The sequence below is a fragment of the Paenibacillus hexagrammi genome, from assembly GCF_021513275.1.
In the GTDB taxonomy this organism is placed as follows: Bacteria; Bacillota; Bacilli; order Paenibacillales; family NBRC-103111; genus Paenibacillus_E; species Paenibacillus_E hexagrammi.
In genome coordinates this window covers 1,660,114-1,683,389 of record NZ_CP090978.1, presented here as the reverse complement: position 1 = coordinate 1,683,389, position 23,276 = coordinate 1,660,114, and the positions used below count along the sequence as shown (strand labels likewise).

Here is a 23,276-nt window from a genome sequence, read left to right as displayed (position 1 = left end):
GTTAAAATAGTGCATTCTCTTTGTCCTTCTTCCGGACGATGTAATTCGTCAGCATGATGGTAACGAAGCACAGAACCGATTGGTAAAAGCCGATTGCTGAGGACATCCCGATTTCATTATTGACAGTGAGAGATCGATACACGAACGTGTCGATGACATCCGTAGATTCATACAGCAAGCCATTATTGCCCACAAGCTGGTAAAAGAGTCCAAAGTCGCCTCTGAAAATGTTCCCGATCGCAAGCAGCACCAGAATGATAATCGTCGGTCTCAGTGAAGGCAGTGTGATGAAGAAAATCCGCTGGAAAACGTTCGCTCCGTCAATCTCGGCAGCCTCATACGTTTCCTTGTCAATGCTTAGGATTGAAGCCATATAGAATACCGCTCCATATCCTACCGCTTTCCAAGCTGAGAAAAAGACCAGAATGTATTTCCAATATTCCGAGGTCGTGTAAATATCCAGCGGCGTCATACCCAGCGATTTCAGTAACGTATTGATCGTACCGTGCTCGTAATTGAAGAGATTATACGCAACCGCTCCCACAACTACCCAGGATAAGAAGTAGGGCAGGAACATTAAGGTTTGCGCTGTTTTCCGGAACAGCTTGCTGCCGACTTCCGCCATCAGAATGGCGACTGCAATTTGCAGCACGTTGTTGATAACAATAAATGCCGCGTTGTAAAGCAGCGTATTCCGTGTTACTTTAAACGCATCCCCCGTAATGAAGAAAAATCGGAAGTTATCGAATCCGACCCAGGGTGAGTGCAGAATGCCGAGGTCGTACCGGTACTGTTTGAAAGCGAGTACAATGCCAGCCATTGGGACGTAACTGAAGAGCAAGAAGTACAGTGTCGCGGGCGCAATCATGAATAACAATGTCCGGTTTGCCCTGACTCTATCCCACAACGTATGTTTCATTTGTCGATCTCCCCCAATTGAATCTTGTTGTTGATGTAATAAGATTATCAGGGATCGAGCCGGCTTTTAACCCGATAAAATATCGATTGTCTGTAAGTTTTTTTGCTAGCGCAGGGTTCAAAATTGAGCTAACCTTACATCAGGGAGGAATGAACGTATGAAACTTCTTTTCATTGAAGATGAGAAATTCACAAGAGACGGCATCCGAAAATCTATCAAGTGGGAGAAGTTGGGGATTACAGAGCTTCGTGAAGCCATTGACGGTTTGGATGCGATGACCATAACCGAACAGTTTCAGCCTGATATCGTGCTTTCCGATATTCGCATGCCCCGCATGGACGGAATTGAATTCGCTTTTCAACTAAGAAAAAAGTATCCGAACTGCAAGATTATTTTCATGAGCGGATACGCAGATAAGGAATATTTAAAGGCTGCGATTTCGTTAAAGGCGATCAGCTACGTGGAAAAGCCCATCGATATCGATGAATTGGACGAAGCCCTACAGCATACAATCGCGATTTGTAAAGAAGAACAGCGCTTACTGGATAATGATGCTGCGGTCAGAGAAAACCTTGCCATCGTCAAGCAGGAAGCCGCTTTACAGCTGATACGAGGAAATCAAGACATCGACGCATTATGGAAGCGTCTCGCTGCTGCCGGATTTCATGCCCCCCCGCACTCGCCTTCTGTTACGATTCTGCTGAAGATCGTGAATGGCGGCACCTTTGCCGAGGTCATGGCACCACTTCTGGAGGAAGGACTTATCTCTCAAGGCTTTCCGTATTTATATGCACAGCGGGACGAGCTCCATATCGTCGTACATATATTCTCCAGCAATCATGAAATGCTTCAGCCGCTTGACGTACAGTCCATAAGCTACAAGCTCGCTTCAAGCTTAAATAAGGAGCAGTACCGCTATTCAATCGCAGCAGGTAATATCGTCCCGCGGCCAGGTCAGCTTCTGGTATCGTATTCCGCTGCAGCAGTCAGATTGCAGGAAGCCTTTTATCAGAAGCCGGGCTCCGTCGTCTTTCATGACAGCTACCAGGCGAGCGCAAACCTGCAGCAGTATCAAGCGGACCCTGACCTGTTTAAGCAGTTTCAGGAGCTGCTTATCGAGAGCAGCCTGGAGCAGGCGGCGCAGCTGCTGAGGAACGTAACCAGCCAGCTTCGCGAACGGCCCCATACGCTGATTGCCAGCGTCAAGGAGTTATACTACAGGCTGATGCTGGAGCTTCATACCTTCGCCGAGTCAAACAACATCGCCCTGTTTCCGGTGTCGGAGCAAGGAAATCTAGCATGGGAGCTCATTCTTGAGTGCCATTTCCTGGAGGATGTGCATGCTGCGGCTGCCGCCAAGCTTACCGAACTTCAGCAAATCCTGGAGGAACGGGGCAGCAGCAGTCTCTCCGCACTTGCTTCTCGAGTCATTAAATACATCCATCAGCATTATATGGAGGACGATCTATCTGTACAAGAAATGAGCGAAGTGCTGCAGCTGACCTCGTCCCATATGATTGCCGCATTTAAGGATTCTACTGGCAAAACGATCAAACAATATGTAACCGAATACCGCATGGAAAAGGCGAAGGACATTCTCAAAACAAACCGTTACAAGGTCTCTGACGTTGCTTCGCGCGTTGGCTTTAAAGACGGTGAGTATTTTGCTAAAATTTTCCGGAAACATACCGGCATGACGCCCTCCGAGTTCCGGGAGCGCAGCCAGCTATGACCTTTTCCATTACCCGATACATTCGCAAATGGCTGTACAATACGAAGCTGCGACACAAAATTTTGTACACCTACCTGCTGCTGATCATTGTTCCATTGGCCTTATATCAATTCATCGCTTCGGACAAGATGTCCCGGATTATGATCAACCATGTAACCTATTCGGCAGAGCAAGGCTTCGACCAGACCTATTCCTTCTTAAGCTACCGGGTACAGCGGATTGCGGAATCAACTAATGTGCTGATTTCCAATGCGGCCGTAACAGATTTGCTGCTAAACACCGTCGACATCCAGAACATCAATCAAGAGCTGCAAAACTATAACAGCCTAAAGCTGATGCTCAAATCCATGCAGGACAGTCTCGATATATCCCGGGTGCTGCTGTATGTACCCAACTCCTTCATTTTTGCCAATGAGGGCGAGAACTTCCTGCCTCTGAATAATTCGGAGGGAGTCCCTGCTTTAATCGGCTAGAGGAAGACCATATGAAATACATATGGTGCTCGCCTTCGGACATGGGACCTAATCATGTGAGCGACAGCTCTTCGCTCTATGTCGTGCGGAGCATTCTCGATCCCAACGATTACCTAAAGACAATCGGACGGCTGCGGATGGATGTACAGAAGGAAGTGCTGCAGACCATGCTTAAGAAGGCGAACGTCGTCAAGAACAGCTCCACGTTCCTGATCGATAACAACCATCAAGTGATTCTCGCGTCCGATATGAAGGCGTTTCCGGATTTCGAGCTGCCTGATTCAACGAGCGATGCGGTGACTGCCCAGTGGCAGAATGACAACAATTATTACCTGTACCGAGCTCTTCCTTCTTCGCAATGGAGCATGGTAACGGTCATTCCGCTGAACGAGGTCGTGCAGCAGAGCCGTCAATTGAGAAACGATTTGCTGTTTATGCTCGTGATCGTAACAGCGGTTACCTACGTCATTGCCTACTTATTCTCCTTTTCTGTCACCAGACGGATTACACAGCTTACGAGAAGGCTTCGAGATGTGCAAAACGGGAACTTCATCGCGCTTGCGCAAACGCAAGGCACCGATGAAATCGGCGAGCTGATCAGCACGTATAACTACATGATCGAACAGATTAGCCGGCTCAACAAGGAGCAGTACAAGCTGGGCCAGGAAGTAAAAAGCGCGGAGTTAAAAGCTCTCCAATCACAGATTAACCCGCACTTCCTGTACAATACGCTGGACCTGATTAACTGGATGGCCGACAGCGGCATGAACGCTGACATCAAGAAGGTTGTCAAAGCGCTCTCCCGCTTCTACAAAGTCAGCCTTAGCAACGGCAAGGATGTCATCACGCTGCGCGAAGAACTGCAGCATGTGACCTTCTACGTTCAGATCCAAAACATCCGGTACGAGAACAAGATCACCTTTGAAAATCTGGTCCCGGACGAATTTATGGATAACCGTATTCCCAAAATCACCCTGCAGCCCATCGTGGAAAACGCGATCCTTCACGGCATTCTCGGCAAGCCCGGCCGGGAGGGCACGATTCGGATAACCGCTTATCTGGAAGCGGATACCATTCATCTGGTCGTCGCCGACGACGGCATCGGCATGGGCGACCAGCAGCTGCAGGATGCCCGCGCGGGCATCAGCAAGAGCCGTCACAGCGGCAGCGGCTATGGCGTTAAGAACGTCACCGAACGCCTGCAGCATCACTTCGGCCCCTCCTTTGGACTTACCTATGAGAGCAAGTGGGGCGAAGGCACCAAGGTGAACATTTCAATCCCGGTTACCCGCGAAGAGGATTGATTGAGGCTGCTCCAAAGGTATATATGAGTATACAAGTAACCGCCACAAAGTAGAGCTTTGGCTTTGAAGCTGATTCAGGTGCTTTACGGTGGGTTGCCTAAATGTATAAAACTCTCTCGTCAAAAAAATTCCGTGCTCACTCTACTCCTTAATACATAAAGGATTAGAGAAACACGGAATTTTTCATTACATGAACAGTGAATGCGAGGCCGGACTCTGACTATGGATTGATCAAAAAATTCCCGCTAGGTAAGCCTTTACTTGCTCTGCCGCTTCCTCCGCGTTACTTGCTTGAATCACAATACGCTCGTGCTCGGTTTGATTCATCGCATGCCCGTAACGAGGATCGTAATAATATTCGAGCAGCAGCCGGACGGCATCCTCAAAGCGGTCCTCTGTCATACTTGTTTCAATCTCTTTCGCAATAGGCGTATGAATGCGGTCCTTGATATGCTGAAATGCCAGGAGCAGCTCATCTTTATACTGCTGTGGCTTGTAATCCTCCAGAATATGGCGAATCCGTTCCTCCATAGGCATTTCGATGATCAGCTGCACACCTGTCTCTTTGGCTTGGACCAAAAATTCAGGGAGAACCGCCTTCCCGATCCGCTTGCTCTCTCCTTCAAGCAGCACATATGGCGAATGCTCGTTCTGAATGAGAGCCGACACAAGCTTGGACTCAAACGTCTTCTGGTTGTTCGCGTGTAAGCCCACTTGTCCAAAGATCGAGCCGCGGTGTCCCGCCATAGCTTCCAAATCAAGAACCGGATACCCCTCTTGCTGAAGCTGCCTCAAAATCTTGGATTTCCCAGCGCCGGTGTAACCCGTCACAACAAGAGCCCGCGGCTTAAGCTGCATCGTTTCTAATGTTTCTACGACCCACTTACGATAAGCCCTGAAACCGCCTATTAACCGGTAGACTCGGATGCCCATCAGCGACAATACCGTGGCCGTCGTCTTGCTCCTCATGCCGCCGCGCCAGCAGAATACAACCTTCGGCTCCTTGATTTGTTCAAATGTCTTAACAAACGTCGGCAGCTTGGCCGAAACAATCTCCAGCCCTCTATCCTTTGCCGCTTGTACACTAATTTGCTTATAGATCGTTCCTATCTCCGCACGCTCCGGATCATCGAATAAAGGAATATTCAAACTACCCGGGATCGTGGAGTCTGCATGTTCCGACCCTGAACGAACATCGATCGAAACCACTTCTTTTTTATGGCGAAGCTCCAGTAATTCTTCAATCGTGATGTCTTGAAACAATGATGATCTCTCCTTTAAATGACAACAATGCGCCCAGGGTGCTCGGACGTAACATCGCCAATGAGACTAGCCTCTACGCCTGCCTGCTGAAGATTTGCCAAGAGCTCCTCCGCTTGCTGTCCTTCAACGGCGATGAGTAAGCCGCCCGAGGTGACTGCATCACATAAGATCCATTGTCCCACCTGATCCAGCGTTTCCGGGAACGTAACGGAATCCTTAACGTGGGCAAAATTATTCTTCGTGCCGCCCGGCACGAATCCTTCCTCTGCCAGCTCACGTACTCTTGGCAATACCGGAACGTTACCTGCCGTAATCCGAACGCCTGCGCCGCTTCCCTTAGCCATCTCCAGCGCATGGCCGATGAGTCCAAACCCGGTCACATCCGTGCATGCATGCACTTCATAAGGCTCCATCGTCTCCGCAGCCGTCTTGTTTAACGTTGCCATGACAGAGGTGACACGCTGGATTTCTGCTTCCGTCAGTTTGTCTTTCTTAATGGAGGTCGTCAAGATGCCTACACCGATCGGTTTCGTCAGAATCAATTTGTCCCCAGGTTTCGCGCCGGCGTTCGTGCGTACCTTTTGCGGATGGACAAGTCCTGTCACGGCTAATCCGAATTTAGGCTCATTATCATCGATGGAATGCCCCCCGACAAGGGTGATACCGGCCTCGTTCATTTTGTCTCCGGCTCCGCGCAGGATGTCCGCCAGCACCTGTTTATCGAGCGTTTTGATCGGAAAAGCAACGATATTCAGCGCGGTTAGGGGCTTGCCGCCCATCGCATATATATCACTGATCGCATTCGCCGCGGCAACTTGTCCGAACGAATACGGATCATCAACAATCGGCGTGAAAAAATCGACGGTTTGGACTAGCGCCAGCTCATCCGTCAATTGATAAACACCCGCGTCATCACTTGTATCAATTCCGACAAGAAGATTGGGATTAGCGACGGCAGGAGGCAGGGAACGAATGACTTGGGACAAGTCACCAGGCCCGATTTTACAACCGCATCCTCCCTTGGTTGAGTAGGAGGTTAGCTTGATTTTTTCAGTTGCAGACATGTAGATCCTTCCTCTCGAAGTTATCGTATTAGGTATGTTTTTTTTAGATCAGCTTGATGTGCTATAATGATAACCGATTTGTAATGCGATTACCTAATGACGGAGGAGCACATGACACATACCGGAAGTTCCAGCACGAAAATGTATCCCGATAACAAAAAAATCGCATTTTTTGTTATCATTTTTCTAATTGTTGCCTTTGTCGGTCTTACCTATGTAAAGTGGTGGCCCTATTATCATAAAGCGTTGGATGCCGCAACTAAGCACACCATCGGATCCTCCATCGTATCCGGTAAAAACCAAGTAGCGCCGGCTCCATCATGGCAGTCCGCTTGGGATTATGCTCTGGCCTACTATAAATCAGTTTGGAAAGCAGCGGTTTTAGGCATTTTGCTCGGTTCTCTTGTTCAAGTATTGATCCCTGCAAACTGGCTGTTCCGCGTACTCGGCAAGACCTCGTTCGGCAGCACCGTTGCTGGCGGTCTCGCATCCATTCCAGGCATGATGTGTACATGCTGTGCGGCTCCAATTGCTGTCGGCTTGCGGAAAAAGAACGCATCTGTCGGCTCCACGCTCGCCTTCTGGCTTGGCAATCCGACGATTAATCCTGCAACACTGGTCTTCATGACGTTCGTCTTGTCCTGGAAATTCACGCTCATCCGGCTTGTGTTCGGACTTCTTTTAACGTTCGGCGTCAGCTACATGGCCAATAGATTTGCTGCAAATGCCGAGCTGCCTAAGGAAATTACAAAGGAAACCGCACGATTACAGGAAGAGGAACAGACAGGCACGATGCTAACGAGGTGGCTCAGCAGTGTCTGGTCAATGATCATTCATCTTGTACCTTCTTACCTAATAGCCGTTCTTGTGCTTGGCGCAGCACGAGCCTGGTTGTTTCCAGCGGTCAGCGAAACTAGCTCCAACAGCCTGCTCGTCATCGCCGGCTTTGCGATTGCCGGCATGCTCTTCGTCATTCCGACGGCGGCCGAAATTCCAATTATTCAGACGCTCCTCTCGTTCGGACTTGGAACCGGTCCCGCAGCGGCGCTCCTGATCACCTTGCCATCTGTAAGCTTGCCTTCGCTGCTCATGGTATCCCGGTCATTTCCAAGAAAAGTTCTGCTGTTTGTTACCGCAGCTGTGATTGTTCTCGGCATTGCCAGCGGCATCACAGGCTTATTGATTTTATGAAATAAATCTCGAACACAAAAAGAAGCATATCCCGCCAGCATGCTCTGGTTACGGATATGCTTCTTCTTTATCAGCTCGCTTGATGAATCGGCAGTGTAATTGTAATTAACGTTCCTTTTCCTTTCTCACTGGAAACGGCAACGTTTCCCTGGAAAGATTGTATGATCCTGTGACATACCATCATCCCCAGACCTGTTCCCTTTTCTTTGGTCGAGTAAAAAGGCTCCCCCAACCGATTCACTTCCTCCGTCGTCATGCCCACACCGTTATCTCGAATATGAATATCTGTATAATCTCCGTTTATGGATGCGCTGAATTGAATAAGCCCCTCATCTGTTTGGATCGATTCAACGGCATTCTTCAAGATATTAACTAAACATTGGGTAAATTTTTCCTTACTCACGTAAACCAAAGGGCTATTTTCAAATGGACTCATCTGAATATCGACATTCTTAAGCAGCGCGTACGGAGTCATAATATCCACCGCCTGCTTCATCTGCGGCTCAATCTCCACGTACTCCATCTTCTCTACCTGAGGCTTGGCAAAAGATAGAAAATCATTAATGATGAGCTGCGCACGGTCAATTTCATCAATAATCATGGAGGAATAGAAGTGAAGCTTGGTATTGTCCTTGACTTCCTGCTTCATTAACTGCATAAACCCTCTAGCCGTTGTCATCGGATTGCGGATTTCGTGAGCAACGGATGCCGACAGCTCGCTGAGCACTTGAAGCTTTTCCGCTCGTTGAATATTCTCCCGCAGCTTAGCGGTTTCCCGGAGCTCCTCGATCAAATATACCATCGTCCACGAAGTCAAGGGATGCACCATCAAATAAAGGAAGCCAAAAAACACAAATTCATGGCTAATCGGGATGTGCGCCTTCCACCTCATTACAATGAGTATGAACAAAAAAAATGCGGAGCTGCCTAAGGAGAACCAGACAATCAATCGAAGCTTGGCATTTCGGGACATTCTATGAAAGGCGGGGATCATGACATACAACATGGCGGAAAATAGAGAGTTAATTAATAAGGTCAAATAAAATCCGCTTCCGCCTCCACCGCCCAGCGTATAACGGTATGCAAATAATAATAGAGTGACAAAGACGCCTGACCATCTACCGCCGTATAAAAAGCTTAGAATGACCGGGAGAAATCGGAGGTCATAAATAAAGCCTCCATCCATATGAATAGGAAATGTCATGCAGAGAAGCAAAGAAACGGCGGAACAGATCCCTACAATAAATCCATCCTTACCGCTCTCCACACCTCCGTTCTTAGTCCAATAAAATTGATAGACAAAGGTAGGGGTAATCACGATCAACATATTCAATAGTAAGTCCTTCAAGGAAAGTGTCACATACATAGCCGCACCTCGCATTTCAACCAATAGCTCCTTCACGATTATGCACGAATGCAGCTTGTATGTAAATGCGATATATCTAAATTATCTATAACATTCATCATGTAAGAATTGATAGATTCGTTTCATATGCTCATCGCTCTCTTCCTACAATCCTACCGTGTCATGTACGGGTCCTGTTGACTGCCTCACGATAAACTCCGATTCTACCTGAAATACGCGCTGCGAAACCGTTCCCTTCTCATTCAGAAGATCGATCAGCTTTTCCGCAATGAGTACCCCCCATTCTATACTTCGGCTGGTTGACCGTTGATAAAGCCGGTGTGACATATTGGGATATTCGGTTGTTATCCACCCCGACCACGGACAGTTCACCGGGAATATGGATAGCTTGTTCTTTGCAAGCCCTGTACACACCAAGCGCCATCTCATCATTTGCTGCAAATACGCTACTAAACCTCTCACCTTGAGCCAATAGCCGCATGAAAGCAGCATAGCCTCCGGCTTCATCGAAATCACCATGTTCAACGAGCGAAGCCAGGTACGGAATATCATGGTTGAGAATCGCCTGTTTATAGCCTTCGAAACGATCGATACTGTCCGAAGCGTCCATATAACCGCCAATAAAAGCAATTCGTTCATGACCGTTTTCAATTAAATAATCAACGACCTTGGTGGAAAAGCTTCGATTATCGGTATACACGCACGGCAGTGTCGGATGCTCGATATACCTGCCAATTACCCCCAATTGAAAACCATACTCATGAATACGGATAATCTCCTCGTCGCTAAGCTGCGACTGGGTGAGCAGCAGCCCGTCTACAGTGCGGTCCAGTAGCAAATTGGTGTAATCCCTCTCCTTCTTACTGGAATTATCCGAATCGCATATCAGCACCTTATATTTGTTCGCATAGGCAACATTCTCAATGCCTTTGATGATTTCTGCATAATAGGAGACATTAATATCCGGCACGACGACCCCGATCGTCATTGTTTTCTGGGATCGTAAGCTCTTGGCTGAAGCATGAGGAAGATAACCGAGTTCTTCGATGGCCTTCTGCACTTTTAATTTTGTTTCATCGGTCACCAATTGGCTGTCATTCAGCACTCTGGAAACCGTAGTAGGGGAAACTCCCGCTCTATGGGCTACATCAATAATTTTCTTGTTCACTTTACAAGACCTCGCTTTAAAATCAGTTGTATATCTATTATACCGCGAATGAAATCGTTTTCAATTGTTTTTGCAAACCTTCCTTCGTGTACTCTATTGTCTCATCCTGTATAATGAATGTGGCTTAAAGTTCCAAAGCTTCTATCCATGATAGACTCTACTAATTTATGGTATACTTCTCGATAGGGAGTTAAGAGCGGATCGCACAACCCATTTCATACCAGCAAGCTTTATATAAGTTGATACTATTATCTACGGAATAGGAGAACACAACATGGACATTCTGGATATTCGAACAGAGCTTATCGATGAAGATACAGCTCAGCCTAGATACCAATTTGGTGAAGAAGCTCTCCAAGAATTAATGAAAAGCATCGAAGAGCTTGGCATCCTTTCCCCCATTAAGGTGAGAGCCACCGCCGACGGCAGATACAAGATTATTTATGGAAATAGGCGCTATAAAGCCAGCAAAGCTCTTGGCCGCGCTACCATTCCCTGCATCGTATCCGCCGTTACAGATGAAACGGAAATTTATCTGGAGCAAATTGCCGAAAATTTAACCAGAGAAGGCTTCTCTCCGATTGAAGAAGCAGAAGCGTTTGACAAGCTGATGAACGATCCGAGGTTCACCAAATCGATCAAATATCTTTCCGGCAAGCTGGGCAAGCCCGAATCTTATATTAAAAATAAATGCGACCTGCTGAAGTTCGGTCCCTCCATCAGAAAGCTCATTGTAAGCGGCACGGAGATCAGGAAGGATCAGCTAACGGAAGATCAACTCATTCCGATCAAGGATTTGCTGATGGAGCATCGAGATCCATTAGCACTGATTATTGCCAGAGACGAGCTGCCGGTCAGCGATGTGAAGAAGATCGCCCGCTTGTTCAAGGACTCCGACATGTCGGACAATACGAAGGGCAAGCTGCTTTACAAATCCGGACGCGAGCTGCTGGAAACCTGGTCGGTCTACAATCAGAACCGGACGGAAAGAGCCAAATCGTTGGCGCCGAAGCCGGCAGCCAAGAGCAAGAAGAATGCTCAGGCAGAAGCTGCCAAAGAGATTGCCGCAGGTGCTTCTACAGTCGCGGCAGCAGCGGCAAATTCTGCCCCGTCCGATCCGCTCCAATCTGCTGCTGCCTCCCCCGCCGCTGCTGCTGTGCCTGCTGTCAGCTCCATCGAGCGCAAGCTGAAGCTGCTCCAGACCGCAATCCAAGAGCAGGCTGCTGCAGGTACTGACAGCATTCAGGCTCCATTGACGGATAAAGCAGCTTTCCTGCTTGACGTAGACACTTTGATCAACGAGCTGGAGCTTCAGGTTAGTCATTGGAAACAAATTCGCGAGGCTTTGCGGAAATAGTGATAGGAAAAATGGATGGCAGACGAGAGTCCACCATCCATTTATTTGTTCGTTGATAAACGCCCGCGTCCTATTAAGAAGAAGAAGTAGTAGTAGGCTATCCCTCGTATCAACGATTTGCGCCTTTCACCATAAGTGACCTTGACTTGTAGAGCTGATCTGAATAGTGGGGTCAATTCTAATTTTCAAGCAAGTGAAAACCGGGGCTGTTCGATCGGGGCTTGAAGTTGAATCTAGTGGTTCGGGTTTAATGTCTCGGATCTCGAGGTCTGAGCTCGGCTTCCAGTTCGACTATCTTAAGAAATAGTACCAGTACGCCATTTCACAGGCTTCGCCCAATGTAGCCGGTGTATAACCGCTATAGCTCATCGCGGATGCTTTCGTTGTCGTTAACGGACCTGCCACCCCTTACGCCAAGAATAGCTGCCGCTAATGCTAATTTCCCTACTGATTTCATTACTTTTTTGCTTACCATGTTTGTCATTCCTCCTATAAGTTCGTCGTTCCTTGTTACGTTCTGTATCATAACATAGCAGATGCGCGCTTTCTGTTACTTCCGCCACATTTTCAAAAAATATCGAAGCCCTTTTCCTTTTTTCGCATCTTGTGTTGATTTCGTGTAAAATTGCTGTATGATTAACGAATGCATTCGCTACAATGATAGGAGTTGTCCAGATGTCTAAAGAAGAAGTTATTGTGACAAAAGAGGGATTGGCTGCCCTTGAGCAGGAGCTCGAGGAACTCAAAACCGTCAAGCGAAAAGAAATGGCGGAACGTATCAAAATTGCGATCAGCTATGGAGACTTAAAGGAAAAACAGCGAGTACCACTCGGCCAAAGACGACCAGGCTCATATGGAAACACGCATTCAATCCATTGAGCGCATGCTCAAGCACGTCCGTGTCATTGATAAAATCGACACTTCAAACGTACAGGTCGGTTCCACAGTAATATTGAATGATCTGGAATTTAAAGAGAAAATCGAATACCGCATTGTCGGCCCGTCCGAAGCTGATGTCAATGACAACAAAATCTCGTATGCAAGCCCGCTCGGACAATCCCTCATCGGCAAATCCGTCGGTGATAAAATCAGTGTCAACGCGCCAATGGGCGTGATCCAATACGAGCTTTTGGAAATCAAGGCTTAATTAATGCCTACTGAAACATGTAAGGATTAAAAAGCATATTCAGCAAAAAGACGCACTCGTCCCCGTGGCATGCGTCTTTTTTGCTGCAGGTGTTTTCATAAAATATACAAAGTTATACATGACGACGTGTGATATACTGCTCCATAGAAAATACGCCTTGTAAGGAGCTGCTTGAAAGTGAAAATGGTATCCTGGAACGTGAACGGTTTGCGTGCTTGCGTGAATAAAGGCTTCAGCGACTACTTCATGCAAGCGGACGCGGATATATTTTGCGTTCAAGAAACGAAGCTGCAAGAAGGACAAATTGACCTGAACTATGAAGGCTACTTTCCATATTGGAACTATGCCGAGAAGAAAGGCTACTCCGGTACAGCCGTGTTCACCAAGCAGCAGCCGATCTCCGTCCGGTACGGCATCGAAGAAGACAGCGAGCCCGAAGGACGAATCCTGACGCTTACATTTGAAACATTCTACTTCATCACCGTGTATACACCCAATGCGAAGCGCGACCTGTCCAGGCTGCCATACCGACTAGAATGGGAAGACCGCTTCAGAGCTTACTTGAACCAACTCGACGCAGTGAAGCCGGTCATTGTCTGCGGCGACCTCAACGTCGCGCACCAAGAAATTGATATTAAGAACGCGAAAGCTAATAAGGGCAACTCGGGCTTCACCGAGGAGGAACGCTCCAAAATGACCGAGCTGCTCCAATCAGGCTTCATCGATACATTCCGCCATTTTTACCCTGATCGAGAAGATGCCTATTCCTGGTGGTCCAATATGCCAAAGGTCAGAGAGCGCAACGTTGGTTGGCGCATTGATTATTTTCTCGCTTCATCACGCTTGGCACCGTATTTGACGGATGCGGGAATCGATGCCCATGTGCTGGGGAGCGACCATTGCCCGGTAATTTTGGAGCTTGATTTCTCTAAAACGGTTCAATAGCAGCTTGCGAATTCTCCTCTGGCAAAAGGGACATACTTTACCTGTAAACCTATGGATCCGACGTTCGAAATCATGTCCTTCTAACCGCTAAATTGGACATTCCTAGAAAGATTAGCACTGAATGCGGTTGCAATTATGAACTTTTCATGTAAAAGTCACGAATTAGCAATATTTTCTTTTTAATTTTGCTGTCAAAAGTTGTAGAATATGAAATAAGCAATAAATTCCGGTTGGGTCATGCAAGTGGTCGTAGTTTGCGCAAGAAACATGCAGAGCCATGTAGACTAAATAGAACTCGCTCGCATGCTGCAATCTATTATGTGAAATATGTTACAACCTCTCGGGAGGAACCTCTTTTACATAACGCAACTTGACAGCGCCGGATCTCACAATACAAAGGAGGACTTTCTCGCATGCCACAAACACCTACGCTTCAAGAGACAACGCTTGTCGGGGAAACAAAGACAGTAGACGTACTGGACCAACTAATGAAACCTGAGGTACAACAGTCCCTGACCGTACTCGTGGATAATTTGCCAAAACTGGCTGAAATGGTCACCGTACTAACGAAAGCTTACGATTTTGCTCAAGGCATCGCTACGGACAAAGTGCTTATCAATGATTTCGCTCAAGGCATTGGCGAATTTGTCAAGCCTGTACAAGAGAAAGCTAAAGGGATCGCACAAGCAGCCATCGAAGCAAGCGAGCGTTCTCAAGCGGATGCAGGATCGACTGTCGGCCTCTTCGCTATGCTCAAAATGCTGAAGGATCCTGAAGTACAGAAGACACTTCGTTTTGCTCAAGCGTTCTTGAACGTATTGGCTGAACGCAAAAACTAATACGAACAAGAGGAGTATGGATATGTCTAAACACATTTTGATTCTAGGCGGCGGATACGGCGGTATTCTGACTGCTCTGACTGCACGCCAACACTTGAATGCATCGGAAGCCCGCATTACGCTGGTTAACCGTTTCTCTACTCACCAAATTATTACGGAGCTACACCGTCTTGCCGGCGGCACCATTGAAGAGCAAGCTGTCGCGCTTCCTCTTTCCAAGGTCCTCAAAGATAAAAACGTAGATATCCTGGTGGATACGGTCAAGGAAATCAAGCCTAACGACAAGCAAGTTGTTCTTGAGAGCGGCGCTGTACAATCCTACGATTTGCTGGTTGTTGCACTAGGCAGCGAAACGAACTATTTCGGTATTCCTGGACTGGAAGAAAACAGCTTCGTCCTGAAGTCTGCTGCTGATGCCAACAAAATCCGTCAACACGTGGAAGCTCGTCTGGATGCTTATAAGAAATCCGGAGACAAAGCAGACGCGACAATCGTTGTCGGCGGAGGCGGGTTGACAGGCGTCGAGCTAGTCGGCGAATTCGCAGATAAGCTTCCTGAAGTTTGCCGCAGCAAAGGCATCGACTTTAACGACGTTTCCTTGTACTGCGTGGAAGCTGGTCCTTCCATTCTGCCTGTATTCCCTAAGGTACTTATCGACCGTGCGGTTGAAAGCCTTGAAAAGCGCGGTGTAACGTTCTTGACAGGCGTTGCCATCACAGAAGCTACGAAAAATTCCGTTTCTTTGAAAAACGGTCAAACGATTCAATCCAACACCATCATCTGGACGGGCGGCGTGAAAGGCAATCCGGTTGTCGGCAGCTGCGGTATCGCGGAAGATCGCGGTCGCGCAACAGTGACTTCGACCCTGCAATCCACTTCGCATCCTGATGTATACTTGGCCGGCGACTGCGCGGTTGTATTCCCTGAAGGCGGAGAGCGTCCCTATCCTCCAACTGCTCAAATCGCTTGGCAAATGGGCGAAACCGTTGGCTACAACCTATCCGTCGCGATCAAAGGCGGCGCGATGGATACATTCGTGCCTGTCTTCTCCGGTACACTGGGAAGCCTCGGCCGTAAAGACGGCATCGGCATCATCGGCGGCAACAATACACAGCTGAAAGGCCTGCCTGCTACCATGATGAAGGAAGCAAGCAACATTCGCTACCTGTCCCACATTCACGGTATGTTTGCACTGGCTTACTAATTGCAGATTAACCTCAAGATCAGTTTTTCACTTTCGAGTGATGGACTGATCTTTTTTCTATTTTTTACATTCAAAAGGCGACTTCTACGGTGAGGTGTACCGTAAAAATCGCCTTTTTTCATAGAATGGTCTACTCATGTCTTAATCAGCGCATCTCGCTCGACAGCACCGGGCATTTTTTCCAGCCACTTGTTTTGGATCATCAGCTCTGCCCCATCATCGGCATAGGTTCCGATTTCCGCAGCAAGCCGAAGATAGATGCCCGCCAAATCACGGCGTGTACTGGCTGACAATGCCGCCCCGTAATTTCCAAGCCCTACGGCCGAGAGTGATACGGTTTGATACAGCATCAGCTTATCGGAGAATGGAGGCTCTGTTGAGCTGGAAATTTCAGTTTCCCAGGTGGTAGGCGCAGGCAAGTGATCATCGCGAAGCAGAGAAGTGAACACTTCGATGTGTTTGGTCGCAATATCTCTTCCTCTAACAATATGCCTTACTACTTCAGCAGATTGGGCCACTTGAGCAAATCCCATCATCAGAGACTGACCAAGCGAGTTGGTCAACGTATTGAGGTAAGATTGCGTTATTTCTGCGATATTCAGCGGCCTTCGGTCACCAACCAAGCCGTTTAGCCAGCTTTCCTTTTGTACGTATTCCACTGAATCCGGATAAGGGATAAAAGGAGCCCGAGGCAGCAATCCCTTGGACAAGAGTAACGTAGTCGATTTCTCGATAAGTTCTGCTGCTGTTTTCAGATTGTGATTAAAGAAGGCTCGAATGTCCTCCCGGAAGCTGCAAGCAACACCTAATGAGTAGGCCACTGTGCCTGCAATCCCCATGTTTCTCAAATAAAGCAGCGCAAAGGTATCCGAAAAATAATCGCGGTGCATGGACGTTGACATCATGCTCCGTAAACCCATGCGGAATCGGAAACCTTTCATTACGAAACAGTTCTTGCTTAAAGGTGATATGCTCGGACGTTAATCCCAGCGCATATTCGATGACCGGCTTGATCTCGTCATCCTCCACTTTACTCAGAAAGTATTGGAGTACGCAGTTTGCCATACTATCTCCCAGATAACCAGTCCACAAGGGTGTCAGTTCGCTGGACGTCAATGCAATACGAAGATCTTTACTTGCAGATGCATGCTGGTTTTCTGTGCGCAATCATGAGTACCCCCCTTTTGATTTCAAATCCATATTAGGATAACTTGAAAATGAAATTTTATACACAAAAGGGGAAATATGAAAACGATTATTGAATGACACCTACCATAGCCAGTCGAAAATTCGTGCCTTGGCACTCCGCTCTATTGCCGTGGATGACTTCCAGCTCCAGATGATGAGAACCAGGCTTAAGCTCGTCTGTCAAAACACTAAGCCTATACCACCCATCGTCTTGTACCCAATCCGGACGATCGCGTTCCACAGCAACCCATTCCTCCTCATCGATCCGATACCGAAACTCGGACGATCTTTTACCGAAATCAAAACCAAGGGCAACGCCTCGCCCTTCGAAGCTGAAGGAGGCTTTGGCTCCTACCGCCGATGTCTCCAACACTTGATCAATCCACTCATAATAGGGCCAGCGGCGTATCACCCATGGGCCATCTGTCTCCAAGTCTTCCAAAGGAATTTGGAAGGTATGCTGCCAATTCTGACTATTTACAGGCTCTGGCAGGCTACCATGGCAAGGCTCTGCTCCCCCTGATTGTTCGAACCGGCGTCGTTCTTCCTCCAGGAAGTCAATCACACTGCTGCCATAGGAGAAGCTTCCTCGTTGTGTCGGGTGAAGACCGTCCGGCAGCCATTCTTCCCAACGCATAAAGCCCTTTCGCACTTCACTCAAAGCATGCAGCCCCATCCATACGGAGCCTAAGCCGTAATGTTCGGCCAGCTGCTCAAACTCACGTATGGACGGCGGCACTTGGTTTGTCATCATATCCTCATACATATCTTGACAATACGTATAGGTCAAAATAACGTCTCTTCCTTCACCCTCCAAGAGCTTACGAATCAATCCCTCGCGGGTACGCATACGCCGCTCCGTTGCCGTCTCATTATCATTCACTGCGTAATCGATAAAAACTAGGTCACAGCCCCGATCAATCAAATCACGGCCGGCTCTTAGAACCGCCAAGTCACTACCGGTCGCACCTATGGCAGCATTCTCGACGATGATTTTGGAATTCGGAAAAGCGTTCGCAAACCAGGCGATAACCGGCTCCGGCCAATTGTGGCGGGGACGCGCGTCCGTTATAGAGCCTCCGATAAAGCCGATTGTTACTCTGCCTTCTTGTGCCTTCGTCCATGTCGTAGACAACGGATTTCGATGTTGATGAATATTCATGCCTTCGCTCACCTTTTCTATGTCGTTTAGTCATCCAGCGTTCCGGTCACCATGCTTCTCCAATACGTTAGAAGAGGCAATGACTGCTGACCCAGGATCACGGCTGTACTGCCGCTTCTTGTGGGAACTCCGGCCGAAACCATATGCTCTTAAAATCAAACCATCCCAGCGTGTTGACAGAAATCCCTTTGAGGTGGGGGCTGAACACCGTTTGCTGCGTCGTATGCACGAGAAACAACACGTGGTACTCATCGGTGAGTATCCGTTCCATCGCACGGATTTGCCGCATACGTTCCTGTCCATCGGGCTGAGCAACGATGCTTCGTATCATGGCATCGAACTGGGCTCTGCTCTCGTCCGAGGCGCACACCCGAATGAGCATATTTCGTATTTTGTACATCTCCAGCAAGCAGCGCGCCTCATCGTCATCCGCTACAACGCCACCTAGAATGATATCGCCTTCCAGTAACCGCTCCGTTCTTGACATTTCGTCGTACGTGTAGGGTCTCAACTCTATTGTAATGCCTACCTCTGCGCAGCGCTCGCGAATCCAGTCAGCTTCATGGGCGTGTGAAGGGCTGAATACCATAGATAGACACTCGCCTTGATAGCCGCATGCCGCGAGGAGCTGACGCGCTTTCTCCGGCTCATGATCCCGTGGGGATTCCCCAGGAGAATCAGGCGGAAGAAACCCCCGAGCCGGTATGGCATTATGCATCTCCAGACGCGCGATCAAGCCTTCCCGATCCAGGATACGGTTCAGCGCTTTGCGAACTAACATGTGCCGCTGAGGACCGTCTTTACGTAAATTGAAAGCGAGCAGATTCGAACCCAGCGTCATCGCTTCTTTGATACGCCAGTTGGGCGGAGGCTGCTGCTGATAATGCTTGATCTTCCCTATATGAAAATTCCACTGCGACCAGTTGTCCCCTTCACTCATGACTCGCGGAATATACAGCATCTCTACGCGGTCCAAGTGCGCTCCTTCACCAAAGTAATCCTCAAAGACCTCTAGCGTAATGCCGCCTTCGTCATGCCGGGTCACGCGAAATGGCCCCGTGCCGACGGGATACAAGCGAAGGTCCTCCTGCTTGTTCCTGCTGTACACATCCTGGGGAAGGACCGCCATTGGGTAGGAGCTGACATAGTGAGGGAACATATAGTTGGACTCAGCGAGATTTACACATACAGTTAAGCGGTCCAATGCTTGCACCTCAATAATAGATTCGCAGAGCCAACAGCTCGGTGATGCTTCGCCCCAGTCTTTCAAGCGCTTCAGCGTGAATACCACATCATCAGCCGAAAGCTCACGGCCATGATGGAAGTGAACCCGCTTTCGCAAATAAAACGTCCAGACCCTCCCATCCTCACTGCTGCGCCAATCATGCGCCAGACCTGGCTCTAGCGCTCCTTTCACCGGGTTATAGCGAATCAATGTGTCAAAAACCTGCTTCACAAAAATGAAGATCGCGCGAGAATAACAGCTCCGCCGGGTCAAGCGTGAGCAGTCTGCTGCGCATAGGAAGCCGCAATACGTCGGCTGCTGCAGCATCCTGCGACCCTCGATACCCGAAATAGTCGCCAAGCCAGGCATGAAAGCGTTCCATAGTCCCAGGGTCCAACCCTTCCAACTGTAACAAGCTCATTGCACTGTTTAAATTGCCCTGCTCCACGTAGCATTTGGCCTCGGTCAGCAGTAAATCTTCCGCTGCTGCGAGAAAACGGATTGTCGATCGATTGCCACGCCCCCTGCCGGGCGTCCATTGGATCCATCCGCTATCGGACATCTTACGGATCAATATTTTCACATTACGCTCTGTACAGAACAAATGCCCCGCAATTTCCTCTATGGTAACCGGCACATCCGAGTTAAGCGGGCTCGCCTGCCGATGTTGGATCGACGCTTTCAATTGTGCATACTGCAAAGCAAGCTGCATGAAGGGTATCCTCCCTGATTTCCGATTATGAAAAAGTATAGGGGGAAGCGTTTTTTCGTCAACGATGAACATGGAGTAAACAGTTTTTGCCATCAGCATCTGCCTCAGTATCCTATTCGGGCTTCCGGCAAAACGAAGGAGGATGCCCCACAAACATATCGGGCATCCTCCTTCCGCATGAAAACAGCTTGAAAACCGGTATTGCCAACCACATGTCCCAATCGGACAAGGCGTCTCAGGCACTAGAGCAAGCTCCAGCAATAAGCAGAAAGCTAGGCTATAGGCTGTAAGCTGTAAGCTGTAAGCTATAAGCTATAGGCTGTAGGCCGTTAGCAGCGATACAGCTCCTGTTTAATTCTCCGTCCGGCTTCTCTTTCTCTGCCAGCTGCTCCTCGCAAAGGTCACATGGTACACGAATACAGGACCTGAGTTCTGACCGCTTACTTCATAAGCAGCTCCTGAAGTACCGCTGTTACCATACCATGATCCTGATCACCAGGCAGTCCCGATACGGTTATTGTTCCAACAACACCACTGCCTTTGACAATAAGAGGAAATGAACCGCCTTCCGCTTTATATTCATTCGGATCCAGTCCATCGTTCTCGACAGAAGATTCTTTCGCATTCATAGAAACATGCATGTAATAGGAGCTGTGTTTGTAATGATGTACGACATTATTCTTCCATCTCACCCATTCGTCATTATGGGAACTGGTACCATTCATTCTGCTGTAAAATAAAACTTCTCCGTCTTTTCGGATATCCACGACAATCTGCTTGCGCTCCCGAACTGCTTTCGCGATGATGCCGGTCCCTACCTGATAAGCCGTATCATTAGTAAATTCAATGAATTGTAAACGTTCTTCTTGCTCTAATAGCTCTTGCAGCAATTCGTCATATGGCTTCAAGAATCAGCACTTCCTTCACGAGTAGTAGGACACTATTAAACACGTGTTCATACTCTTAATTCGATCTGTATCTGCCGATTCCTGCATTTTTATTTCCATCGAACCTATCTTTCCTCAACCGAAGCTATGTAATACCGATTTCTCCCTAACGCCTTCGCTGTATATAACGCTTGGTCCGCAATTTGAATGACGGTGTCTATACTCACAGGGTCGTCACTGGCTTTTCTTACAGCTACTCCGCAGCTAATGGTCACTACAGCTTCTGTCTCCGAGGCGCTATGCGGAAGTTGAAGCTTCTTGATGCAGCCAACCAGCTGCTCCGCAAACTGCTTTGGTATTACCTGATCCGCAGGAGCAATCACCGCAAATTCTTCGCCTCCGTATCTGGCTGCTATACCACCAGCCTTGAAAGCTTCTGCTTGGAGCGCCTTAGCCACTTTCCTCAAGCATTCGTCACCTTTGAAATGTCCGTAGGTGTCGTTATATTTTTTGAAATGATCAATGTCCATAAGCAATAAGCATAAACCCTCTTTGCCCTGAAGCATCTCATGAGCATTGTCATTAAAGCATCTACGGTTAGCAATACCGGTCAGTCCATCCAGCAAGGATTGAACGAGCAGAGCTTGATTGGATTCTTTCAATTCTTGAGTGCGCTCCTGCACGATCTCTTCCAAAGAGCTGTTCATGACGAGCAGTTTCTGAGTTAACTCTTCGCTGGATGTCAGCGCTCTGGAAAAGCTGATCGCCAAAATAAACGATTGGCAAATAATAAACACGTATAACCCGTGTGTAGCATAGAACTCCGTCTCTATGAATCCTTGGGAAGATAAGATGTCGTTAATAACCGTCATGACAAAGCAGGTAATCCCTATTCCCGAAATGATGGCTCCCTCGCGTTTTCTTTTGATAGCCATAAAAAAAACATAAAGAGCATAGAGGACGGCAATGAGCATCATATATTGGAAATAAAGCAAATATCGGGATACCACTTCAGGACTTGCCATCAAGCACAACGCTATGTAGAAAGATGTCAGAGCAATGATGGTCCCTGCTCCCACCCAATGGATTTCCTTCGGAAACACGCTTTTGACAAATAACGCTAAGGCGATAACACTGATGCATAATAAGATGTATTCAAAACGTAAGGCAAATGCCCAGTTAAGCCCCGCATTAAAATCGTAGATGGCCCTTTCCCCGGTAAACAAACCTCTTATTCCAAGAGTTAAGCAGTACATACCGAAATACAATGGAGTACGATCTTTTCTTCTTAAGACATACAGCCCAAGATGATAGACCGACATCATAATTAAACCACCCGTTAAGAATAACTCCGTAGAGATTCGCATGTTTGAAAACCGATATACAGATTCCGACTTGCCGAAGTGAATACTGCTTGTAATTCCCCCACTGCGATAGATATGGTTCGTAACTTGAAACATCAATTGGATACGATCGCTATCACTAGCAAATGAAATTACCTTTGTCGGCCTCCCTGGCTGCTCGGTTTGGGTATCCCCTGTCACACCATTCTGTTCAACTAGGCGACCATTAACCCAGAACGTGTACGCCGAGTAAATAGTAGGAACATGAATCGCCCACATTTGGCCTGAAGAATGCTCCGGCAGAAGGATGTCCAATTGATATGTGCCTGAACCGTAAGGCTCAATACGTCCAGCGTCAGCTGGAGCCAAGTTCCAGTTACCTGGAACCTTCGTTGTCATTATAGGCTTATTTTCGAGCTGACCCGGTACTAATAGTTCGTTAGGATACCATCTCCACTCACCATCCAAGGGATAGGTCTGGTTCATATCATTCTGAGTCAAATCCAGTACGCCATTAACCGCGGTTTGCGAAGACTTTATCGGGTATCGGTTTGCCGCTGAGACAGTTCCGGCTAACAGCGTTATATTCAAAACAAGTATAAGGAGAAGCATATATCCTCTTAATGCGTATAGCTTCATGATGCCCTCTTTCAAAAAAACGTATGTATGAGTAATATCTTATTATAATTTATATCCTCAAAGGTGTTGAGTGTAAATAATGGAAATTGGTTTAAACTCTGAGCTAATACAAAACGCCTTTCTAGATACATTTCGTATCGAGAAAGGC

At 47.9% G+C, this 23,276-nt stretch carries 19 protein-coding genes and 2 pseudogenes; 9 read left to right on the top strand and 12 right to left on the bottom strand.

Annotation, left to right across the window (positions count from 1 at the left end; all coding sequences use genetic code 11):
- Nucleotide 1: 1 nt before the first annotated feature.
- A complete protein-coding gene (locus L0M14_RS07185; RefSeq protein ID WP_235121494.1) occupies nt 2-919 on the bottom strand; it encodes an ABC transporter permease in 918 nt (305 codons plus the stop codon).
- Between the two features lie 157 nt (nt 920-1,076).
- On the opposite strand from L0M14_RS07185, the gene L0M14_RS07180 reads away from it, so the two are divergent.
- The 3 genes from L0M14_RS07180 to L0M14_RS07170 are packed head-to-tail and all read left to right on the top strand — an operon-like array spanning nt 1,077 to nt 4,428.
- Complete coding sequence (locus L0M14_RS07180) at nt 1,077-2,651, top strand: response regulator (RefSeq protein ID WP_235121493.1); 1,575 nt, start codon at nt 1,077-1,079, stop codon at nt 2,649-2,651.
- On the top strand, nt 2,648-3,124 hold the full coding sequence (locus L0M14_RS07175; protein ID WP_235121492.1) for a hypothetical protein: 477 nt from the start codon (nt 2,648-2,650) through the stop codon (nt 3,122-3,124). The genes L0M14_RS07180 and L0M14_RS07175 overlap by 4 nt, the downstream gene beginning before the upstream one ends.
- Before the next feature lie 11 nt (nt 3,125-3,135).
- Nucleotides 3,136-4,428, top strand: coding sequence for a sensor histidine kinase (locus L0M14_RS07170; RefSeq protein ID WP_235121491.1), 1,293 nt, complete (start codon nt 3,136-3,138; stop codon nt 4,426-4,428).
- 231 nt (nt 4,429-4,659) lie between these two features.
- Here the strand turns inward: L0M14_RS07170 and mnmH are convergent, their stop codons facing one another.
- The gene (gene mnmH, locus L0M14_RS07165) at nt 4,660-5,691 is read right to left on the bottom strand and encodes a tRNA 2-selenouridine(34) synthase MnmH (protein ID WP_235121490.1); all 1,032 of its coding nucleotides are present in this window, start codon (nt 5,689-5,691) and stop codon (nt 4,660-4,662) included.
- Nucleotides 5,692-5,705: 14 nt separating this feature from the next.
- Nucleotides 5,706-6,755, bottom strand: coding sequence for a selenide, water dikinase SelD (gene selD, locus L0M14_RS07160; RefSeq protein WP_235121489.1), 1,050 nt, complete (start codon nt 6,753-6,755; stop codon nt 5,706-5,708).
- Between the two features lie 111 nt (nt 6,756-6,866).
- On the opposite strand from selD, the gene L0M14_RS07155 reads away from it, so the two are divergent.
- Entirely contained in the window at nt 6,867-7,946 is a 1,080-nt protein-coding gene (locus tag L0M14_RS07155; protein WP_235121488.1) for a permease, read from the top strand.
- A gap of 70 nt (nt 7,947-8,016) precedes the next feature.
- Here the strand turns inward: L0M14_RS07155 and L0M14_RS07150 are convergent, their stop codons facing one another.
- Nucleotides 8,017-9,327 carry an ATP-binding protein gene (locus tag L0M14_RS07150; protein WP_235122843.1) on the bottom strand — a complete coding sequence of 437 codons (1,311 nt, stop codon included), beginning with the start codon at nt 9,325-9,327 and terminating at the stop codon, nt 8,017-8,019.
- Nucleotides 9,328-9,550: 223 nt separating this feature from the next.
- Nucleotides 9,551-10,480, bottom strand: coding sequence for a LacI family DNA-binding transcriptional regulator (locus L0M14_RS07145; RefSeq protein WP_311198846.1), 930 nt, complete (start codon nt 10,478-10,480; stop codon nt 9,551-9,553).
- Nucleotides 10,481-10,754: 274 nt separating this feature from the next.
- Here L0M14_RS07145 and L0M14_RS07140 point away from each other — a divergent pair, with 274 nt between their 5' ends.
- The 5 genes and pseudogenes from L0M14_RS07140 to L0M14_RS07120 all read left to right on the top strand — a co-directional run bounded on the left by L0M14_RS07140 (nt 10,755) and on the right by L0M14_RS07120 (nt 15,972).
- Nucleotides 10,755-11,837: a ParB/RepB/Spo0J family partition protein gene (locus tag L0M14_RS07140; RefSeq protein WP_235121487.1), complete on the top strand. Its 1,083-nt coding sequence runs from the start codon at nt 10,755-10,757 to the stop codon at nt 11,835-11,837.
- 675 nt (nt 11,838-12,512) lie between these two features.
- Nucleotides 12,513-12,984: pseudogene (gene greA / locus L0M14_RS07135) on the top strand (transcription elongation factor GreA).
- 177 nt (nt 12,985-13,161) lie between these two features.
- Complete coding sequence (locus tag L0M14_RS07130) at nt 13,162-13,929, top strand: exodeoxyribonuclease III (protein ID WP_235121486.1); 768 nt, start codon at nt 13,162-13,164, stop codon at nt 13,927-13,929.
- 413 nt (nt 13,930-14,342) lie between these two features.
- Complete coding sequence (locus tag L0M14_RS07125; RefSeq protein WP_235121485.1) at nt 14,343-14,768, top strand: DUF1641 domain-containing protein; 426 nt, start codon at nt 14,343-14,345, stop codon at nt 14,766-14,768.
- Nucleotides 14,769-14,790: 22 nt separating this feature from the next.
- Nucleotides 14,791-15,972 carry an NAD(P)/FAD-dependent oxidoreductase gene (locus L0M14_RS07120; protein WP_235121484.1) on the top strand — a complete coding sequence of 394 codons (1,182 nt, stop codon included), beginning with the start codon at nt 14,791-14,793 and terminating at the stop codon, nt 15,970-15,972.
- Nucleotides 15,973-16,106: 134 nt separating this feature from the next.
- Here L0M14_RS07120 and L0M14_RS07115 read toward each other — a convergent pair whose 3' ends face one another.
- The 7 genes and pseudogenes from L0M14_RS07115 to L0M14_RS07085 all read right to left on the bottom strand — a co-directional run bounded on the left by L0M14_RS07115 (nt 16,107) and on the right by L0M14_RS07085 (nt 23,128).
- Complete coding sequence (locus tag L0M14_RS07115; RefSeq protein ID WP_235121483.1) at nt 16,107-16,877, bottom strand: DUF3231 family protein; 771 nt, start codon at nt 16,875-16,877, stop codon at nt 16,107-16,109.
- A 13-nt stretch (nt 16,878-16,890) separates the two neighbouring features.
- Nucleotides 16,891-17,037, bottom strand: a pseudogene (locus tag L0M14_RS07110) (DUF3231 family protein); the annotation flags it as partial.
- A gap of 190 nt (nt 17,038-17,227) precedes the next feature.
- On the bottom strand, nt 17,228-18,322 hold the full coding sequence (locus L0M14_RS07105) for an SGNH/GDSL hydrolase family protein (RefSeq protein WP_235121482.1): 1,095 nt from the start codon (nt 18,320-18,322) through the stop codon (nt 17,228-17,230).
- A 97-nt stretch (nt 18,323-18,419) separates the two neighbouring features.
- On the bottom strand, nt 18,420-19,757 hold the full coding sequence (locus tag L0M14_RS07100) for an ABC transporter substrate-binding protein (protein ID WP_235121481.1): 1,338 nt from the start codon (nt 19,755-19,757) through the stop codon (nt 18,420-18,422).
- A gap of 4 nt (nt 19,758-19,761) precedes the next feature.
- Entirely contained in the window at nt 19,762-20,259 is a 498-nt protein-coding gene (locus tag L0M14_RS07095) for an SgrR family transcriptional regulator (RefSeq protein ID WP_235121480.1), read from the bottom strand.
- Between the two features lie 440 nt (nt 20,260-20,699).
- Nucleotides 20,700-21,167, bottom strand: a complete 468-nt coding sequence (locus L0M14_RS07090; protein WP_235121479.1) for a heme-degrading domain-containing protein — start codon at nt 21,165-21,167, stop codon at nt 20,700-20,702.
- Between the two features lie 104 nt (nt 21,168-21,271).
- A complete protein-coding gene (locus L0M14_RS07085) occupies nt 21,272-23,128 on the bottom strand; it encodes a diguanylate cyclase domain-containing protein (RefSeq protein ID WP_235121478.1) in 1,857 nt (618 codons plus the stop codon).
- Nucleotides 23,129-23,276 lie beyond the last annotated feature (148 nt).

Bases quoted from the DNA above. Each gene is read 5' to 3' on its own strand.
- L0M14_RS07150 (WP_235122843.1), bottom strand. From the start codon at position 9,327: ATGCGAGGTGCGGCTATGTATGTGACACTTTCCTTGAAGGACTTACTA.
- L0M14_RS07095 (WP_235121480.1), bottom strand. From the start codon at position 20,259: ATGCAGCTTGCTTTGCAGTATGCACAATTGAAAGCGTCGATCCAACAT.
- selD (WP_235121489.1), bottom strand. From the start codon at position 6,755: ATGTCTGCAACTGAAAAAATCAAGCTAACCTCCTACTCAACCAAGGGA.
- L0M14_RS07085 (WP_235121478.1), bottom strand. From the start codon at position 23,128: ATGAAGCTATACGCATTAAGAGGATATATGCTTCTCCTTATACTTGTT.
- L0M14_RS07175 (WP_235121492.1), top strand. From the start codon at position 2,648: ATGACCTTTTCCATTACCCGATACATTCGCAAATGGCTGTACAATACG.
- L0M14_RS07115 (WP_235121483.1), bottom strand. From the start codon at position 16,877: ATGATGTCAACGTCCATGCACCGCGATTATTTTTCGGATACCTTTGCG.
- L0M14_RS07105 (WP_235121482.1), bottom strand. From the start codon at position 18,322: ATGAATATTCATCAACATCGAAATCCGTTGTCTACGACATGGACGAAG.
- L0M14_RS07180 (WP_235121493.1), top strand. From the start codon at position 1,077: ATGAAACTTCTTTTCATTGAAGATGAGAAATTCACAAGAGACGGCATC.
- L0M14_RS07140 (WP_235121487.1), top strand. From the start codon at position 10,755: ATGGACATTCTGGATATTCGAACAGAGCTTATCGATGAAGATACAGCT.
- L0M14_RS07185 (WP_235121494.1), bottom strand. From the start codon at position 919: ATGAAACATACGTTGTGGGATAGAGTCAGGGCAAACCGGACATTGTTA.
- L0M14_RS07170 (WP_235121491.1), top strand. From the start codon at position 3,136: ATGAAATACATATGGTGCTCGCCTTCGGACATGGGACCTAATCATGTG.
- L0M14_RS07125 (WP_235121485.1), top strand. From the start codon at position 14,343: ATGCCACAAACACCTACGCTTCAAGAGACAACGCTTGTCGGGGAAACA.
- L0M14_RS07120 (WP_235121484.1), top strand. From the start codon at position 14,791: ATGTCTAAACACATTTTGATTCTAGGCGGCGGATACGGCGGTATTCTG.
- L0M14_RS07155 (WP_235121488.1), top strand. From the start codon at position 6,867: ATGACACATACCGGAAGTTCCAGCACGAAAATGTATCCCGATAACAAA.